Source organism: Clostridium saccharobutylicum DSM 13864, assembly GCF_000473995.1.
GTDB classification, from domain to species: Bacteria; Bacillota; Clostridia; order Clostridiales; family Clostridiaceae; genus Clostridium; species Clostridium saccharobutylicum.
Genome location: NC_022571.1, coordinates 3,662,713 through 3,681,189, shown reverse-complemented (window position 1 = coordinate 3,681,189; position 18,477 = coordinate 3,662,713). Strand labels below are relative to the sequence as shown.

Genomic DNA, 18,477 nt, shown 5'->3' with positions numbered 1-18,477 from the left:
CCGAAATGAGAAATATTTTTGTTACAAGGACTATGAAAATATCGCTTAAAGGTTTTAAATAGATGGTTGCATCCACTTTAGTATGTTTCCAATGTTGAGTGTGACAAACTAAAGTGGAACAACTACCTATTAAGAACCTTAATCAGCTCATTTTCAAAGAAAAGTTTATTTTTTTATTAAAAATTCTGCATGATCTCCTAATACGTGATTTATTTGTATGCTGACTATTATGTTATCTTTATCCATATAGGTATATGTACCTTCTTTAGGAGGTTGGATTTTTCCATTAGCTCTATAGAAATCAGCGCTTTGAAGCATGTTATTAAGTTCAGAGGATTCTAAAGTTAAAAGCGTATTTTTTTGAACATCAGATAGTTTTTTATCTTGAGTAAGAACTTTAACATTATTAGAATCTTTTAATTTATTTAATACATCTCTTATATCTGCATAATCAGAAAGTCGTATGCTATTTCCTTTCTCTAAATCTACATTAGTTGTATAAAAAACTGAAAGTGGATATGCGGTTCCTTCGAGGTTGCTATATCCAGTATAAACTATTGACATATATTTATCATTTTTGAGCTTTATATCATAGTTTACATCAATAGTTAATTTATCAATGTTTGCACCTTCCTGAATATAAGTGTTTAAAATGTTTAGTGCTTCATCTTCTAAATCTTTATTAATTGTATTAAGTTTTTTTGAATTATCAGAGTTTTGAAGTTGAGGATAATTAATTTTAACATCATTTTTCTTATAAGCTTTATTAGTTATTTGATATATATTCGATTTATTTATTGAATTTGCAGAAGAATATTCTTTTGTATCTGGGTTATCAGCATCACTACTTGTTTTAAATGCTTTATCGGAAAGGTTATCTTCTTTAATATCAACAGCGCTAGAAGTTGTAGTTGAATTTTGGGTGGAATTTTTATTATAAGAATTATTGCAGCCACCTAATACTGTAACAGTATTAAATGTTATAAGCATCAAAATCACTACTAATTTAGCATTCATATTTGAATTTCTCCTTTTTAAAATCTATTAGCTAGAATATTTAATTTTATTTGAGATGTTTATACAATTACGTATAAAATTCAACTATATATAGTATTGCCTTTATATACGAGAAAATATCATCTGCTATTAATTTTAGTATGTGGATATTATAATTTTTTACAACAATCAAGGAATAAGCTTACCATTTTGGGTTAAGTTGCTGTGTCATAACATTAAACTTCAAGTTTTTTAACTATATATAGGATTTCGGTAAGTTACCACATAAATCTAATTCTTGATTTGAATATCTATAAGTGTATTGTAAAAATAATATTATACAATTAAAAGGAAATAATATAGGTAGTAATTGTTGAGGAAGTGTTGAAAATGAGAGAATATTTAATTCTTTTTTGTAGATCAGTTATTGCTTATTTTGTTTTACTTTTTTTTACTAGAGTTATGGGAAAAAAACAAATGTCTCAATTAACTTATTTTGATTATATTGTTGGGATAACAATAGGTTCTATTGCAGCAGTGGCCTCGGTGGATAAAGATATTAACGTATTTGAAGGAAGTTTTTCTATAATTATATGGAGTATACTTACAATATTGATTTCCGAAGTAACATTAAAAAATATTAAAATAAGATTATGGTTAGACGGGGAACCTCTAGTAATTATTAATGATGGAAAAGTTATTTATAAAAATATGAAGAAAGCTAGATATAATATAGGAGATTTATTAATGCAGCTTAGAGATAAAGATGTATTTTATATTACAGATGTGGAAATGGCAGTCTTAGAGCCGGATGGTAAACTAAGTATTTTGAAAAAAGCACAGAAATCTACATTGACTGCAGAGGATATGAACATTAGAAAGCCTAAGCCAGGAATGATGGTTGATATAGTATTGAATGGAAATATTTTATCTAGACATCTACAACAAATTAATAAAGATGAGCAGTGGGTGATTAAAAAATTAAAATCAAAAAATATTAATAATATTAAGGATGTAATATTTGCTGGAATACAAGCAGATCAAAAGATGTACGTGGTTACTTATGATGATTCAATCGAAATTGATTTATAAAATGTAAGTAAGAGTAAGAGTAAGAGTGACGCAACTACTTGGTTGTGGTATGTAAAGGAGAAATCTATAAATGGGGGCAGGTAATTGAGTAAAGGAATATTGGAAACAGAAAGATTATATTTAAAACCTTTGTCTTTTAAGGAATTATTATATATAAGTAATGATAATATTAATAAATTTGAAGCAATTATTGAAGCAGAAGGAATATTTGATTCTGTTAGATCAGCAATATTAAAAAAATTAGAAAAGATGAAAAATATTAATGAAGAAAATCATAGATGGTATACATATTGGTTAATCATAAATAAAGGTAATAAAAAAGCAATAGGTTTCATTGGATTTAAAGGATTGCCAGATAAAAATGGTTATACAGAGGTAGGATATAGTATTTCATGTAATTGCAGAAGTAAAGGTTTTATGACAGAATCATTAAAAACATTGATCAAGTGGGCAAGAAAATCTAAAGCCTGTAAGGGTGTAATTGCAAGAGTTATAAACAGCAATATAAGTTCAAAGAAAGTACTAAATAATTGTAATTTCAGATATGTTAGTAAAATTCAAGATATAGAAAAGTATGTGGTAATATTTTCATAAAATTGAAAAAGGTACTTGACAGCATTGGGTTACAGATGTAGACTATAGATATAGGTTACGTCTGTAGCCCAAACTGGATATAAGGAGGTATAGGTATGGATGAATATTCTATCAGTGAATCTGAATGGAAAATAATGAGTGTTTTATGGAAAACACCTAATATTGAATTAAGTGAAATAGTAGATAAACTCACGGAAAATGAATGGAGTTATTCCACTATTAAAACTTTATTGAAGAGATTGGTCAATAAGAATGTTGTAATAGTTGATAAAAGTCATGGAAAAAATTTTAGGTATAAGCCAGCAGTTGAGGAACATGAGTGTAAAATAAAAGAAGCTAAAAACTTTCTTTCAAAGGTATTTGATAATTCAATTTCATTGTTTGTTTCAACGCTTGCAAAAGAAAGTAATTTATCTAGGAAAGAACAGCAAGAATTGATGAATATTATAAATAAAATGGAAGATGATGAATAACGTGAATTTGTTATTAAATATGACAATTATTACAACAGCTACTTGTATTGGTATACTATTTATTAAAGCTATATTCAGAAATAGAATGTCAGCATTTTTACATTATTATATTTGGATAATTCTCTTAGCTAGAATTGCTTTACTCCCTATTGTTCCAGAAAGCTTTGATAATATATTTAGTTTTACGCAAAAAAATGAAAGTGTAACTAAACAATCACAAATGGTAGAGGAATCATTTAAAGATTTACCAGCTAGTGACCAGTCAACTCAAGCTAATACCACAATAGAATTTCCCGAAATTCAAAATAATGTGGGAGATATTATTAGAATTTATATAATGGATGTCTGGTACACAGGAGTGGCATTATTATTATTATATTATTGTTTTGCATTTATTCATTTTACTAATAAAGTGAGCAAAATCCCAGTATGTAAGGAAGAAAAAATACTAGAAATTTTAAAAGAGTGTAAGCGAAAGTTGAAAATTAAAAAACATATAACACTCAAAATTTATGATGGCCCAGCAATGATAAAAGGTTTTTTTTCACCAGTTATTCTATTAAATCATAAGTATGATAACAATGAAATAAAACAGATATTGATACATGAATTATGTCATTTAAAACACAATGATATACCAATTAACTTTTTTACGTTCATAATTTTATGTATTAATTGGTATAATCCAATCGTTTGGATTAGCTTTTTTACATTTAAAAAAGATACAGAAATGTTATGTGATTATAAAGTAATAAGTTTTATAAAAAAGAAAAGAGAATATGCAATTCTACTTATGAAATCAGCAATGAATCATAATAAATTAATACCTACAACAATTCCAATTCAAAATGGAAAAAAAGAAATAAAAAGGAGAATTCAATTTATGGCTAATTTTAAAAAACCTACAATTACTTATAAAGGAATAATGTCACTTACTGTTGCAGCAATATTATTTGGAAGTCTTATGATTCCAAGGGTTAACGCATTAGCAGATAATATTAATGAAAGTGCTACTCAAAACAGCAGTGGAAGTCAAGAACAATATGTTGATGAATATGAAGCTGCGGTAAATAACTTTGCTGACTCAATATCTTATGATAAAGATACTAAAACTATGAAATTTACTGTGCCAGAAACAATACCAGATGGATATAAGTGGTATGTTCATATCTCCGGACATGAAACAATAGATGGTGTTGGGCCAGGAGTGTTTCATGCATTTGAAGACGAAAGCTATAATTACAAGTGGGAAAATGGAAAAACATATTCATATCAATTTAATGAAAATCCATTAATCTCATGCACATTTATGGTAGGTCTTATTAAGGATAATTCTCATGATATTAAAGATGCTCTAGATGTAACTGTTGATAGCGAAGGAAAAGTCGTCAAAGTTAAAAAAGAAATTAAAGAAGCAGTTACTAAATTACTTTCAACAATGGCTTATGATAAGGATAAGAAAGCTGTAAGTTTTACAATTCCTCAAACAACACCAGATAACGATAAATGGTTTATTCATGTGAGTGGACATGAAACAACACAAGATGGTCAATACGGAGTGTTTAATGCATTTGAAGATGAAAGCTATAATTATAAGTGGGAAAATGGAAAAATATATACGTATAACTTTAATGAAAATTCATTAGTATCGTGTAATATTAAAGCAGGTATTATAGAAGGAAATTCAAAAGATGTTCAATACCCTATAGATATAAATATTAATTCTGATGGAACAATAAGCTATAAACTTGATGGACAAACAGAGATATTTAAAATCTCTAATCCAGAGAACAAGTAATTATTATAATACCGTATTCTAGAATTTTATAAGTGTAAGTGCTAAAAGTATAAAATGTTAGCACTTACACTTATTTTTATAGATAAATAACTTAAACTTATGCGGTGAATAACCGCAATCATATATATGTGATTTTCAGTTGAGATATTAATCACAAATAAGTATAGTTCTTAAATTTGATATCTATAATAAATTGTTAAGTATTGTAATAAAAGAATACATTTATGTAAAAGTATATTATAATAAGTTTATAGTTATAAGTGTAAAAATTTAGTATAAGCAATTTAAGATTGGAAACATAATAAATGATACATAGGATTTTCGTTAGTTATCACATAAGTCTAAGACCTAAGTTGCATATATGTAAATATTTATAGATTAATTATATATTTGGAGGAAATATGAATATAGGGTTAGTGAGGCATTTCAAAGTTAATTGTGATGCAAACATGTTTATGACATCAAATGATTTTGAAGAGTGGGTAAAAGAATATGATAATAGTGATGTTATAGAAAATAAATTTGAAATATTAGAAAATATAAATTGGAATAAGTGTTTTTCAAGTGATTTATTAAGAGCAATTAAAACAGCTAAAACTATTTTTAAAGGTGAAATAAGAGAAAGTAATTTGTTAAGGGAAGTACCTATGTCATCAATATTTAAAACTAATCTAAAACTACCTTATGTGTTTTGGTGTATAGCTTCAAGACTCGCTTGGATTTTAAAACATAAATCTCAAGCAGAAAGTAAAGTAGACACTAAAAGACGAGTGAATGCTTTTCTAAACATCATAGAGAAATATTCAAATGATAATATATTGATTGTTTGTCATGGTTTCTATATGCACACATTTCAAAAGGAACTTAAAAGAAGAGGATTTTGTGGAAAAAGCGTAAAAAGACCTAGAAATGGAACATTATATTTATATAAAAATTAGATAAAAGAACAGGAGATAATTTATGTCAAAATCTATTGCAAAAAATGCAGTTTTTAGTGCTATATTAAACATATGTAATATAGCATTGCCAATAATAGTAATGCCAGTTGTGTATGGAGCAATAAAGTCAACATTAAATGGATATTTAACTATGGGAGAAACTTTTACAACATTTTTTATGGCTTTTGCAAGTTTTGGAGTATATCAATATGGATTAAGAGAAGTCAGTAAGGTGCGTCATGATGATAAAAAAGTTAGGCAGACAGTTACAAGTTTGTTCTTAATTACTACTTCTGCAACAATAATAGTAACAATTGCATATGCACTATATATAATCTTATATCATAATAATGATCCTTATTTTTATACTTGTATGGTTATGGGTTTAAATCTGGTTTTTAATCTTTTTAATGTAGAATGGATTAATGAGGCTTTAGAAAATTATAATTTTATAGCATTAAAGACAATGATAGTTAAAATAGTATACAATATATTGACTTTATGTTTTGTACGAACAGAAGGAGATTTTTTATTTTATATATATTTAACTTTAGGAATAAACTTCATAAATAATATAGCGAGTTTTATATATGTTAAAAGAAAATTTAAGTTTGATTTTTCCAATTTAGAGATTATAAAGCATATAAAGCCAATGTTTTTTCTTGTAATACTTACTAATACTTATTTTTTATATACGTGGCTTGATAAAACCTTTATTGATACAGAAATAGGTTCAACACAAGCAGGATATTATGGTGTAGCTCAAAAGGTAGAGACGATGGTTACTGTATTGATGCTTACAATAACTCAAGTTTCAACGGCGAGGCTTTCTAATTATTTGGGAAATTATTCGAAAGAAACTTATTTGAATCTATTAAATAAAATAATAAAAGTATATTTCATGTTATTATTTCCAGCATCAATAGGTCTATTTTGTGTATCAAAACAAGTAATCATTATAGTTGGACGTGGAGAACAGTTTTTGCCAGCAGTTCCTATAATGATGGCATTTTCAATATATATGCTGAGTACTGGGATTGATAGTATTATTGCAAATCAAATAATTTATTTATTTGGGAAAGAGAAAAAGAATACTATGTTAACTTTAATTGGTGGGGTAGTAAATTTAATATTAATTGTTTTTTTAATTTATACAAATATGTTTACAGCAACTACAACAGTTTTAGCAACTTTGATTGCAAATATTGTAGTTATAGCTTTAGAATATAGGTTGATTAAAAAAGAAATTAAGTTAGATATACATTTATTCGAGTTTCGCAATATGAAATATTTATATTATTCATTAGTATTTATTCCAATAACTTTCTTTATAAATAAATATATACTGAATACAATTGCTTCTTGTGTTCTTGATGTAACTGCGTGTGGTGGTATTTATTTCATAATACTACTTATCACAAAGGATAAGGTATTTTTAGAATTATTAAATACAGTGATTAAAAGAGCAAATATCTTATTAAGAAGAAAAGAAAGTATATAACTTTAAATTAATTTGATAATGAATATTTATTTTTTTATAAGGCTATATTAATAAAATATTAATATAGTTGACAAACAACTGACAAAAACTAATAATAAAATACTTAGTAGAGAGGGCGTTTGATAATATGAAAAGAGAAAATAAAGAATTAGAAATTATGAATACAATAACATCAAAAGACAAAAAGATATTAAGTAGAGCACTAGATGGAATAAAGGGGTGGAGCTTTAATCCAGTAGCAGTTGTTACTAATGGAATAGAAGATTATTATTTTATATGTAAAGTTAAAACTATAGTAGAAAATTTGCAGATGAAGATGGCAAGAATATACATTAAAATTCAAGAAAATAATGAACCTAGATTATTGAGTATAGAAGAGATAGTATAAAAGATTTATAATAATAATTTAAAGAGGTATTTCAAGATGTTTTTTGACATTTAGGGATACCTTTTTTTGATGTTGGAATAATCCTCAATTTATAACGGAATTTAAATATACAATAATTTAATTTTATATTAAAAGTGAAATATCTGATTGGAATATTATCAATCAAGTTAATAACATTTATATTTTTGCGTAGTATATTCATTCATAATAAATGCCCCCTTGTTTTACATAAAATTCTATAACACCACAATATTTCATTTTGAAATATTTAAGATAGTATGTAAAAAGTGTATTTAAATGCGGAATTCTAGATTACAATATATTCATTTTGTAGAGTTATTTTCATAGTAAAATTACAATTAATCCCACGTATTGACATATCAATTTATATGATATAATATATTCATAGTTTAGTAAGTTATAATTTAATAATAATAATGAATTATTTTTGATAAATTACTAATTAAATGCAAAAATAGTTGTTGGTTATAAATAATTATGAACAATTTACTAAAATTTAATAAATTAATTCAAAATACATAAAAGTGGATAAGCTTTCAATATTTTTTTGAATGTGATAAAGCTTAAACATTTTTAAGTACATAAATAAAATTATTTATAGGGGGCTAATTTGTATGAAAAGAAAAATTTCTTTGCTTTTGGCGCTAGTTATGTCAACTTCATTTATGCTAGCAGGTTGTGCGTCTAAAAAGGATACAAAAGCAAATGTGGACAGCGACGTTATAAAAATTGGAGTATTCGAGCCAATGACAGGTGCTAATGCCGCTGGAGGGGAACTTGAAGTTGAAGGTGCAAAACTTGCAAATGAACTTTACCCAACAGTTCTTGGCAAAAAGGTAGAATTAGTTTTTGCTGATAACAAGTCTGATAAAGTTGAAGCAGCTAGTGCAGCGGCAAATCTTGTAGAACAAGAGCATGTTAATGCAATTATAGGAAGCTGGGGAAGTGGAAATTCCATGGCAGCAGGAGATATTGTACAAGAAGCAAAAGTTCCAGCTGTTGGGGCATCATGTACAAACCCTTTAGTTACAGCAGGTAACGATTATTATTTTAGAGTTTGTTTTATAGATCCATTTCAAGGGACTGTTATGGCAAAATATGCTGCTAATACCTTAAAAGCTAAAAAAGTAGCACTTCTTCAAGAAGTATCAAGTGACTACTCAGTAGGTATTTGTAAATTCTTTACGGATGAGTTTAAAAAACTTACAGGAGATAATGATGCTATTGTAGCTAAAGCTAACTATAATACAGGAGATCAAGATTTTACAGCTCAGCTTACAAATATAAAGAGTACCAATCCAGATGTAATATTTGCACCAGGTAATTTTACGGAAGGTGCTATGATAATAAAACAAGCAAGACAACTTGGTATTAAAGCTCCAATAATTGGAGGAGATACTTGGGAAACACCAGAGTTTTTAGATATAGGTAAACAAGATGTAGAAGGAACAGTATTCTCAACATTCTTTGCGAGCGAGACTCCTATAACTGAAGAATCAAAGACTTTTCTTGATGCATATAGAAATGAATATAATAAAGAACCAGCAGCAGTATCAGCTTTATCTTATGATGCATATTTAGTAATTTTAGATGCTATAAAGAGAGCTAACTCTACAGATCCAGTAAAAATTAGAGATGAAATTGCAAAAACTAAGAATTTCCCTGGAGCAGCTGGAGTAATCACTATAGATGAAAACAATAATGCAGTAAAAGATGCAGTTTTAAAGGTAGTCAAAGATGGTAAATTTACTTATCTTGATACCATAAAACCTGAAGAAAATTAAATTAGGGGTGAAATCATGACATTAAGTACATTTATGCAAAACTTAGCAAATGGAATTTCTCTAGGAAGTTTATATGCACTTATTGCTATAGGATATACTATGGTTTATGGTATATTAAAGCTTATAAACTTTGCACACGGAGATATATTTATGATGGCTGCTTATTTCGCATTTTTCGGAATGGCAACATTTGGACTACCTTGGTATGTTTCTTTTATCGTAGCAATAATTTTAACAGCATTACTTGGAATGGGTATAGAGTTTACAGCTTATAGACCACTTAGAAATGCACCAAAGATTTCGGCGCTGATTTCAGCGATTGGTGTATCATTCTTACTTGAAAACTTAGCTGTCGTGTTATTTGGAGGAAGACCAAAAGCATTTCCAGATATAAAATTATTTACAGACGTAGTAGTTATAGGTGGGGTTTCAATTCAAAATCTTACTTTTATAATTCCAATTGTTACTATAATAATATTATTCGTTTTATTACATCTAGTTAATAATACAAATGTTGGTATGGCAATGAGAGCAGCGTCTAAAGACGTTGAAACTGCAAGACTTATGGGTATAAATGTAAATAGAATAATTTCTTTTACTTTTGCTATAGGTTCAGGATTAGCAGCTCTAGGATCTATGATGTGGTGTGTTAAATATCCACAAATAGTAGCTCTTATGGGAATGATGCCAGGATTAAAATGTTTTATAGCTGCGGTTATAGGTGGTATAGGTGATATCAAAGGAGCAGTTATTGGAGGATTCATTCTTGGACTTACTGAAATTATGTTAGTAGGTTTCTTCCCAGGATTAACAGGATATAGAGATGCATTAGCATTTATATTATTAATAATAATCTTGCTATTTAAGCCTACAGGAATAATGGGCAAAAATTTAACAGAGAAGGTGTAAAAATGAACAATAAAAATAAATTTTTGAATATAGCTCTTATTGCAATTGTATTTTTACTCTTATTTGTTGCAAATAACAGCTTAGACTCTTATAAAATTAGAATTTTAAATTTATGTGCAGTATATACAGTTCTTGGATTAAGCTTAAACTTAATAAATGGATTTACAGGTTTATTTTCATTAGGACATGCAGGGTTCATAGCAATAGGTGCTTATACAACTGCGTTACTTACAATGACTGAAAAAGTTAAAACTCAAAATTTCTTTATGGAACCATTAATTGCACCATTTAATCATTTGCAAGTACCATTTATTGTAGCATTATTAATTGCTGGACTTTTATCAGCATTTATAGCATTTTTAATAGGTGCTCCAGCTTTAAGACTTAAAGGAGACTATCTAGCTATTGTTACTTTAGGTTTTGCAGAAATCATAAGAATAGTTATTACTAATATTCAAGGTTTAACTAACGGTGCTTTAGGACTTAGAGGTATTCCCATACAACAAATTTATATTGGAGTTTTGGAGCAGCAATTGTAACTATAATAATCTTAATGTCATTTATAAACAGTTCTTATGGAAGAGCTTTAAAAGCTATAAGAGAAGATGAAATAGCAGCAGAAAGTATGGGAATAAGCTTATTTAAACATAAGGCTATAGGATTTGCTGTAGGTGCTTTCTTTGCCGGAGTTGGCGGAGGACTACTTGGAAACTTAATGGGAACTATAGATCCTAATATGTTTAAATTCAGTCTTACATTTAACATACTTCTTATAATAGTTATCGGTGGTATGGGAAGTGTTACAGGAACAGTGATTTCAGCTTTCATTGTAACAATACTTGGAGAAGTTTTAAGATTCTTAGATATGGAAAAACAATTTGATTTTGGTATCTTTAGCTTTACTGGAATACCAGGATTAAGAATGGTTATATTCTCAATATTACTTATGATAATAGTATTATTCTTTAGACACGGAATAATGGGAACAAAAGAATTTTCATGGAAATCGATATTTAAGTATTCAAATAAAAAACCTCTAGAAGAAGGAGGAAATAAATAATGGCATTATTAAGTGTAAAAAATGCAACTATGCAATTTGGAGGTCTTACTGCAGTTAGCGACTTTAACCTTGAAATAAATGAAGGTGAGATAGTTTCACTAATCGGACCGAATGGAGCAGGTAAGACTACAGCTTTTAATATGATCACAAATGTTTATACTCCTACTAAAGGAAAAGTGATTTTTGATGGTATAGATATTACTGGAATGAGACAAGATAAAATAACTCAAACTGGTATAGCAAGAACTTTCCAAAATATAAGACTTTTTAAAGATTTAACTGTACTGGATAATGTACTCATTGCAAATCATGTTCATATAAAATCAAATTGCTTTGAAGCAATGCTAAAGCTGCCTAAGTATAGAAAAGAAGAAAAAGAAATGGTTAAGAAGTCCCTTGAACTTTTAAAAGAATTAGGACTTGAGGATTTAAAAGATGAAAAGGCAAGTTCACTTCCTTATGGTAAGCAAAGAAAACTGGAAATAGCAAGAGCACTTGCAACTAATCCAAAACTTCTTCTTCTTGACGAACCAGCAGCAGGTATGAATCCAACAGAAACAGATGAACTTACAGCTTTCGTTAAAGAAATTAAAGAAAAATTTAATTTATCTATCTTCATGATTGAACATCATATGAATATGGTTATGAGTTTATCAGATAGAATACAAGTTTTTGAATACGGAATTACTATAGCTAAAGGTACGCCTTCTGAAATACAAAATGATAAGAAGGTTATAGAGGCATATTTGGGGGTATCTGAAGATGATTAAAATTAATGATTTAGTAGTAGCTTATGGCGGTATAGAAGCACTAAAAGGTATAAGTTTAGAAGTACCAAGCGGCAAGATAGTAACTTTAGTTGGTGCTAACGGAGCAGGAAAAAGTACTACGCTAAAATCTATAGTAGGTCTTGTAAAACCTAAAAGCGGAAGTATAGATTTTGAAGGTACAGATTTAACAAAGCTTAATACTGAACTTATGGTTAAGAAAGGTATTGCTTTAGTTCCAGAAGGAAGAAGAGTTTTTGCCGACCTTACAGTATTAGAAAATTTAAAAATAGGTGCTTATACAAGAAAAGATACTAAGGGAATTGAAGAAGATTTAGAAAAAGTATATTCATTATTTCCAAGATTGAAAGAAAGAACTTGGCAATTATCAGGTACACTTTCAGGAGGAGAGCAGCAAATGCTTGCTATCGGAAGAGCACTTATGTCAAGACCAAAGCTAATAATGATGGATGAACCTTCTCTAGGACTTGCACCTATAGTTGTAAAAGAATTATTTGGAATAATAAAGAGAATCAACGAAGAAGGAATGACAGTTCTACTAATAGAGCAAAATGCAAATGCAGCTTTAAAAATAGCAGATATAGGATACATCATGGAGACTGGAAGAATCACATTAAGTGGAAGTGGTAAAGAATTACTTAGCAATGATGAAATCAAAAAGGCATATCTTGGTGAAGCTTTGTAATACGAAATTTTAATATAAAATATAAAAACAACAGGTCAAATTCAATAAGAGATTGACCTGTTGTTTTATTGTAAATTTACAATGATGCAATTATTGTAAAAAATAAAATTCAATTAACTTAATATTTGTACAATTCGAAATTATTAAGGTATATTATTTAAATTATTAAATTATTAATATAAAATATTTAAATTGTTTATATGTATTGTGGCATATTATTATAAAATTATAAAAAATAATTTTAAATAATTTATAATTATTTTTTATATTTTATGGAAATCAACTAACGCTTTGTTGCTTCTGAAATGGCTCAACAAAGCGCTTTTTTGTTATAAAATATTCTGAGTTTACACTGTACAAATACAAATGTCTTTCGTAGGTTGACATATCGGTAAATATAGGATAATATTATGCTATGTTAATAATCGTCGAATTAAATTGATAGATTAACAATATTGTAATTAAAGGGCTAACTAATATAAGCAATTTCTATAAAATAATAAAAAGGACATGCGTTATATTAAAATTACAAGTATTGGTTTTTATGTTAATTGAAATTATTTTATTAATTTATTTTTTATGACGTAAATAAGACAATAATATTAATATTAGGGGGGCTAATTTGTATGAAAAGAAAAATTTCTTTGCTTTTAGCACTGGTTATGTCAACAACTTTTACATTAACGGGTTGTGGAGCTAGTAAAGATAAAACAAAAGCAAATGTTGACAGCGATGTCATAAAAATTGGTGTATTTCAACCGATGACAGGTGCTAATGCTGCTGGTGGAGCATTAGAGGCAGAAGGTACAAAGCTTGCCAATAAAATTTATCCAACAGTTCTAGGAAAAAAAGTAGAATTGGTTTTTGCAGATAACAAGTCTGATAAAGTTGAAGCGGCTAGTGCAGCTGCAAATCTTATTGAACAAGAACATGTTAATGCAATTATAGGAAGTTATGGTAGTGGATTTTCAATGGCAGCAGGAGATATAGTACAAGAAGCTAAAATTCCAGCTGTAGGGGTTACTTGTACAAATCCTTTAGTAACTGCAGGTAATGATTATTATTTTAGAGTTTGTTTTATAGATCCTTTTCAAGGAACTGTTATGGCAAAATACGCAGCAAATAAACTGAATGCTAAAAAGGTAGCAATTCTTCAAGAAGTTTCAAGTGACTATTCAGTAGGTATTTGTAAATTCTTCATGGACGAGTTTAAAAAACTTACAGGAGATAATAATGCTATTGTAGCTAAAGCTAACTATAATACAGGAGATCAAGATTTTACAGCTCAGCTTACAAACATAAAGAGCAGCAATCCAGATGTAATATTTGCACCAGGTAATTTTACGGAAGGTGCTATGATAATAAAACAAGCAAGACAACTTGGTATTACAGCTCCAATAATTGGAGCAGATACTTGGGAAACACCAGAATTTTTAGATATAGGTAAGCAAGATGTAGAAGGAACAGTATTCTCAACATTCTTTGCAAGTGAAACTCCTATAACTGAAGAATCAAAGACTTTCCTTGATACATATAGACAAGAAAATAATAAAGAACCAGCAGCAGCTACAGCATTAGGATATGATGCATATATATTAATTTTAGATGCTATAAAGAGAGCTGATTCTGCAGATCCAGTGAAAATTAGAGATGAACTTGCAAAAACTAAGAATTTCCCTGGAGCAGCTGGAGTAATCACTATAGATGAAAACAATAATGCAGTAAAAGATGCAGTTTTAAAGGTAGTCAAAGATGGTAAATTTACTTATCTTGATACCATAAAACCTGAAGAAAATTAAATTAGGGGTGAAATCATGACATTAAGTACATTTATGCAAAACTTAGCAAATGGAATTTCTCTAGGAAGTTTATATGCACTTATTGCTATAGGATATACTATGGTTTATGGTATATTAAAGCTTATAAACTTTGCACATGGAGATATATTTATGATGGCTGCTTATTTCGCATTTTTCGGAATGGCAACATTTGGACTACCTTGGTATGTTTCTTTTATAGTAGCAATAATTTTAACAGCATTACTTGGAATGGGTATAGAGTTTACAGCTTATAGACCACTTAGAAATGCACCAAAGATTTCGGCGCTGATTTCAGCGATTGGTGTATCATTCTTACTTGAAAACTTAGCTGTCGTGTTATTTGGAGGAAGACCAAAAGCATTTCCAGATATAAAATTATTTACAGACGTAGTAGTTATAGGTGGGGTTTCAATTCAAAATCTTACTTTTATAATTCCAATTGTTACTATAATAATATTATTCGTTTTATTACATCTAGTTAATAATACAAATGTTGGTATGGCAATGAGAGCAGCGTCTAAAGACGTTGAAACTGCAAGACTTATGGGTATAAATGTAAATAGAATAATTTCTTTTACTTTTGCTATAGGTTCAGGATTAGCAGCTCTAGGATCTATGATGTGGTGTGTTAAATATCCACAAATAGTAGCTCTTATGGGAATGATGCCAGGATTAAAATGTTTCATAGCTGCGGTTATAGGTGGTATAGGTGATATCAAAGGAGCAGTTATTGGAGGATTCATTCTTGGACTTACTGAAATCATGTTAGTAGGTTTCTTCCCAGGATTAACAGGATATAGAGATGCATTAGCATTTATATTATTAATAATAATTTTGCTATTTAAGCCTACAGGAATAATGGGCAAAAATTTAACAGAGAAGGTGTAAAAATGAACAATAAAAATAAATTTTTGAATATAGCTCTTATTGCAATTGTATTTTTACTCTTATTTGTTGCAAATAACAGCTTAGACTCTTATAAAATTAGAATTTTAAATTTATGTGCAGTATATACAGTTCTTGGATTAAGCTTAAACTTAATAAATGGATTTACAGGTTTATTTTCATTAGGACATGCAGGGTTCATAGCAATAGGTGCTTATACAACTGCGTTACTTACAATGACTGAAAAAGTTAAAACTCAAAATTTCTTTATGGAACCATTAATTGCACCATTTAATCATTTGCAAGTACCATTTATTGTAGCATTATTAATTGCTGGACTTTTATCAGCATTTATAGCATTTTTAATAGGTGCTCCGGCTTTAAGACTTAAAGGAGACTACCTAGCTATTGTTACTTTAGGTTTTGCAGAAATCATAAGAATAGTTATTACTAACATTCAAGGATTAACTAACGGTGCTTTAGGACTTAGAGGTATTCCTCATACAACAAATTTATATTGGAGTTTTGGAGTAGCAATTGCAACTATAATAATCTTAATGTCATTTATAAACAGTTCTTATGGAAGAGCTTTAAAAGCTATAAGAGAAGATGAAATAGCAGCAGAAAGTATGGGAATAAGCTTATTTAAACATAAGGCTATAGGATTTGCTATAGGTGCTTTCTTTGCTGGAGTTGGTGGAGGACTACTTGGAAACTTAATGGGAACTATAGATCCTAATATGTTTAAATTCAGTCTTACATTTAATATACTTCTTATAATAGTTATCGGTGGTATGGGAAGTGTTACAGGAACAGTTATTTCAGCTTTCATTGTAACAATACTTGGAGAAGTTTTAAGATTCTTAGATATGGAAAAACAATTTGATTTTGGTATCTTTAGCTTTACTGGAATACCAGGATTAAGAATGGTTATATTCTCAATATTACTTATGATAATAGTATTATTCTTTAGACACGGAATAATGGGAACAAAAGAATTTTCATGGAAATCAATATTTAAGTGTTCAAATAAAAAACCTTTAGAAGAAGGGGGGAATAAATAATGGCATTATTAAGTGTAAAAAATGCAACTATGCAATTTGGAGGTCTTACTGCAGTTAGCGACTTTAACCTTGAAATAAATGAAGGTGAGATAGTTTCACTAATCGGACCGAATGGAGCAGGTAAGACTACAGCTTTTAATATGATCACAAATGTTTATACTCCTACTAAAGGAAAAGTGATTTTTGATGGTATAGATATTACTGGAATGAGACAAGATAAAATAACTCAAACTGGTATAGCAAGAACTTTCCAAAATATAAGACTTTTCAAAGATTTAACTGTACTTGATAATGTACTCATTGCAAATCATGTTCATATAAAATCAAATTGCTTTGAAGCAATGCTAAAGCTTCCTAAGTATAGAAAAGAAGAAAAAGAAATGGTTAAGAAGTCTCTTGAACTTTTAAGAGAATTAGGACTTGAGGATTTAAAAGATGAAAAGGCAAGTTCACTTCCTTATGGTAAGCAAAGAAAGCTGGAAATAGCAAGAGCGCTTGCAACTAATCCAAAACTTCTTCTTCTTGACGAACCAGCTGCTGGTATGAATCCAACAGAAACAGATGAACTTACAGCTTTCGTTAAAGAAATTAAAGAAAAATTTAATTTAACTATTTTTATGATTGAACATCATATGAACATGGTTATGAGTTTATCAGATAAAATACAAGTTTTTGAATATGGAATTACTATAGCTAAAGGTACGCCTTCTGAAATACAAAATGATAAGAAGGTTATAGAGGCATATTTGGGGGTATCTGAAGATGATTAAAATTAATGATTTAGTAGTAGCTTATGGTGGTATAGAAGCACTAAAAGGTATAAGTTTAGAAGTACCAAGCGGCAAGATAGTAACTTTAGTTGGTGCTAACGGAGCAGGAAAAAGTACTACACTAAAATCTATAGTAGGTCTTGTAAAACCTAAAAGCGGAAGTATAGATTTTGAAGGTTCAGACTTAACAAAGCTTAATACTGAACTTATGGTTAAGAAAGGTATTGCTTTAGTTCCAGAAGGAAGAAGAGTTTTTGCCGACCTTACAGTATTAGAAAATTTAAAAATAGGTGCATATACAAGAAAAGATACTAAGGGAATTGAAGAAGATTTAGAAAAAGTATATTCATTATTTCCAAGATTAAAAGAAAGAACTTGGCAATTATCAGGTACGCTTTCAGGAGGAGAGCAGCAAATGCTTGCTATTGGAAGAGCACTTATGTCAAGACCAAAGCTAATAATGATGGATGAACCTTCTCTAGGACTTGCACCTATAGTTGTAAAAGAATTATTTGGAATAATAAAGAGAATCAACGAAGAAGGAATGACAGTTCTACTAATAGAACAAAATGCAAATGCAGCTTTAAAAATAGCAGACATAGGATACATAATGGAGACTGGAAGAATCACATTAAGTGGAAGTGGTAAAGAATTACTTAGCAATGATGAAATCAAAAAAGCATATCTAGGTGAATCACTATAAGCATATTGAGAACAGTCTATAAAAAATATATATGATATAAAAATAAGTTTAATAAAAACTGTAAAAAGATTCATTTGAATCCTTTTACAGTTTTTATTATGTGAGAAAAATATATAATTGTTAATGACTGAAAGATTAATTTAATATAACTTTAAGACTAAATCCACAGACTTATTTTATAGCAATCGAGCAACAAGAGTCCCATTAC

At 28.8% G+C, this 18,477-nt stretch carries 17 protein-coding genes and 1 pseudogene; 17 read left to right on the top strand and 1 reads right to left on the bottom strand.

What is annotated here, in order from left to right; translation table 11 throughout:
* Window positions 1-165: 165 nt before the first annotated feature.
* Window positions 166-1,017, bottom strand: a complete 852-nt coding sequence (locus CLSA_RS16015; protein ID WP_022747441.1) for a PdaC/SigV domain-containing protein — start codon at window positions 1,015-1,017, stop codon at window positions 166-168.
* A 369-nt stretch (window positions 1,018-1,386) separates the two neighbouring features.
* Here CLSA_RS16015 and CLSA_RS16010 point away from each other — a divergent pair, with 369 nt between their 5' ends.
* The 17 genes and pseudogenes from CLSA_RS16010 to CLSA_RS15930 all read left to right on the top strand — a co-directional run bounded on the left by CLSA_RS16010 (window position 1,387) and on the right by CLSA_RS15930 (window position 18,269).
* Entirely contained in the window at window positions 1,387-2,088 is a 702-nt protein-coding gene (locus tag CLSA_RS16010; protein ID WP_022747440.1) for a DUF421 domain-containing protein, read from the top strand.
* 84 nt (window positions 2,089-2,172) lie between these two features.
* A complete protein-coding gene (locus CLSA_RS16005) occupies window positions 2,173-2,682 on the top strand; it encodes a GNAT family N-acetyltransferase (protein ID WP_022747439.1) in 510 nt (169 codons plus the stop codon).
* A gap of 95 nt (window positions 2,683-2,777) precedes the next feature.
* Window positions 2,778-3,155, top strand: coding sequence for a BlaI/MecI/CopY family transcriptional regulator (locus CLSA_RS16000; protein WP_022747438.1), 378 nt, complete (start codon window positions 2,778-2,780; stop codon window positions 3,153-3,155).
* A 19-nt stretch (window positions 3,156-3,174) separates the two neighbouring features.
* A complete protein-coding gene (locus CLSA_RS15995; protein WP_158380595.1) occupies window positions 3,175-4,953 on the top strand; it encodes a M56 family metallopeptidase in 1,779 nt (592 codons plus the stop codon).
* A gap of 401 nt (window positions 4,954-5,354) precedes the next feature.
* Window positions 5,355-5,891, top strand: coding sequence for a histidine phosphatase family protein (locus CLSA_RS15990; protein WP_022747436.1), 537 nt, complete (start codon window positions 5,355-5,357; stop codon window positions 5,889-5,891).
* Between the two features lie 22 nt (window positions 5,892-5,913).
* Window positions 5,914-7,392, top strand: a complete 1,479-nt coding sequence (locus CLSA_RS15985; protein ID WP_022747435.1) for an oligosaccharide flippase family protein — start codon at window positions 5,914-5,916, stop codon at window positions 7,390-7,392.
* A 127-nt stretch (window positions 7,393-7,519) separates the two neighbouring features.
* Window positions 7,520-7,780, top strand: a complete 261-nt coding sequence (locus CLSA_RS15980; RefSeq protein ID WP_022747434.1) for a hypothetical protein — start codon at window positions 7,520-7,522, stop codon at window positions 7,778-7,780.
* A gap of 635 nt (window positions 7,781-8,415) precedes the next feature.
* Entirely contained in the window at window positions 8,416-9,585 is a 1,170-nt protein-coding gene (locus CLSA_RS15975; protein ID WP_022747433.1) for an ABC transporter substrate-binding protein, read from the top strand.
* Between the two features lie 15 nt (window positions 9,586-9,600).
* Window positions 9,601-10,494, top strand: a complete 894-nt coding sequence (locus tag CLSA_RS15970; RefSeq protein WP_022747429.1) for a branched-chain amino acid ABC transporter permease — start codon at window positions 9,601-9,603, stop codon at window positions 10,492-10,494.
* A 2-nt stretch (window positions 10,495-10,496) separates the two neighbouring features.
* A pseudogene (locus CLSA_RS15965) lies at window positions 10,497-11,554 on the top strand (branched-chain amino acid ABC transporter permease).
* A complete protein-coding gene (locus tag CLSA_RS15960; RefSeq protein WP_022747432.1) occupies window positions 11,554-12,324 on the top strand; it encodes an ABC transporter ATP-binding protein in 771 nt (256 codons plus the stop codon). The pseudogene CLSA_RS15965 and the gene CLSA_RS15960 overlap by 1 nt, the downstream one beginning before the upstream one ends.
* Window positions 12,317-13,027: an ABC transporter ATP-binding protein gene (locus tag CLSA_RS15955; protein ID WP_022747431.1), complete on the top strand. Its 711-nt coding sequence runs from the start codon at window positions 12,317-12,319 to the stop codon at window positions 13,025-13,027. The genes CLSA_RS15960 and CLSA_RS15955 overlap by 8 nt, the downstream gene beginning before the upstream one ends.
* A gap of 626 nt (window positions 13,028-13,653) precedes the next feature.
* On the top strand, window positions 13,654-14,826 hold the full coding sequence (locus CLSA_RS15950; protein ID WP_022747430.1) for an ABC transporter substrate-binding protein: 1,173 nt from the start codon (window positions 13,654-13,656) through the stop codon (window positions 14,824-14,826).
* A 15-nt stretch (window positions 14,827-14,841) separates the two neighbouring features.
* A complete protein-coding gene (locus CLSA_RS15945) occupies window positions 14,842-15,735 on the top strand; it encodes a branched-chain amino acid ABC transporter permease (protein WP_022747429.1) in 894 nt (297 codons plus the stop codon).
* 2 nt (window positions 15,736-15,737) lie between these two features.
* Window positions 15,738-16,796, top strand: coding sequence for a branched-chain amino acid ABC transporter permease (locus CLSA_RS15940; RefSeq protein WP_022747428.1), 1,059 nt, complete (start codon window positions 15,738-15,740; stop codon window positions 16,794-16,796).
* The gene (locus CLSA_RS15935; protein WP_022747427.1) at window positions 16,796-17,566 is read left to right on the top strand and encodes an ABC transporter ATP-binding protein; all 771 of its coding nucleotides are present in this window, start codon (window positions 16,796-16,798) and stop codon (window positions 17,564-17,566) included. The genes CLSA_RS15940 and CLSA_RS15935 overlap by 1 nt, the downstream gene beginning before the upstream one ends.
* Complete coding sequence (locus tag CLSA_RS15930; RefSeq protein ID WP_022747426.1) at window positions 17,559-18,269, top strand: ABC transporter ATP-binding protein; 711 nt, start codon at window positions 17,559-17,561, stop codon at window positions 18,267-18,269. The genes CLSA_RS15935 and CLSA_RS15930 overlap by 8 nt, the downstream gene beginning before the upstream one ends.
* Window positions 18,270-18,477: the final 208 nt, after the last annotated feature.

What these genes read in the sequence shown, in the direction of transcription:
- CLSA_RS16015 (WP_022747441.1), bottom strand. Translation starts at nt 1,017, where the DNA reads ATGAATGCTAAATTAGTAGTGATTTTGATGCTTATAACATTTAATACT.
- CLSA_RS16010 (WP_022747440.1), top strand. Translation starts at nt 1,387, where the DNA reads ATGAGAGAATATTTAATTCTTTTTTGTAGATCAGTTATTGCTTATTTT.
- CLSA_RS16000 (WP_022747438.1), top strand. Translation starts at nt 2,778, where the DNA reads ATGGATGAATATTCTATCAGTGAATCTGAATGGAAAATAATGAGTGTT.
- CLSA_RS15995 (WP_158380595.1), top strand. Translation starts at nt 3,175, where the DNA reads ATGACAATTATTACAACAGCTACTTGTATTGGTATACTATTTATTAAA.
- CLSA_RS15990 (WP_022747436.1), top strand. Translation starts at nt 5,355, where the DNA reads ATGAATATAGGGTTAGTGAGGCATTTCAAAGTTAATTGTGATGCAAAC.
- CLSA_RS15985 (WP_022747435.1), top strand. Translation starts at nt 5,914, where the DNA reads ATGTCAAAATCTATTGCAAAAAATGCAGTTTTTAGTGCTATATTAAAC.
- CLSA_RS15980 (WP_022747434.1), top strand. Translation starts at nt 7,520, where the DNA reads ATGAAAAGAGAAAATAAAGAATTAGAAATTATGAATACAATAACATCA.
- CLSA_RS15975 (WP_022747433.1), top strand. Translation starts at nt 8,416, where the DNA reads ATGAAAAGAAAAATTTCTTTGCTTTTGGCGCTAGTTATGTCAACTTCA.
- CLSA_RS15970 (WP_022747429.1), top strand. Translation starts at nt 9,601, where the DNA reads ATGACATTAAGTACATTTATGCAAAACTTAGCAAATGGAATTTCTCTA.
- CLSA_RS15960 (WP_022747432.1), top strand. Translation starts at nt 11,554, where the DNA reads ATGGCATTATTAAGTGTAAAAAATGCAACTATGCAATTTGGAGGTCTT.
- CLSA_RS15955 (WP_022747431.1), top strand. Translation starts at nt 12,317, where the DNA reads ATGATTAAAATTAATGATTTAGTAGTAGCTTATGGCGGTATAGAAGCA.
- CLSA_RS15950 (WP_022747430.1), top strand. Translation starts at nt 13,654, where the DNA reads ATGAAAAGAAAAATTTCTTTGCTTTTAGCACTGGTTATGTCAACAACT.
- CLSA_RS15945 (WP_022747429.1), top strand. Translation starts at nt 14,842, where the DNA reads ATGACATTAAGTACATTTATGCAAAACTTAGCAAATGGAATTTCTCTA.
- CLSA_RS15940 (WP_022747428.1), top strand. Translation starts at nt 15,738, where the DNA reads ATGAACAATAAAAATAAATTTTTGAATATAGCTCTTATTGCAATTGTA.
- CLSA_RS15935 (WP_022747427.1), top strand. Translation starts at nt 16,796, where the DNA reads ATGGCATTATTAAGTGTAAAAAATGCAACTATGCAATTTGGAGGTCTT.
- CLSA_RS15930 (WP_022747426.1), top strand. Translation starts at nt 17,559, where the DNA reads ATGATTAAAATTAATGATTTAGTAGTAGCTTATGGTGGTATAGAAGCA.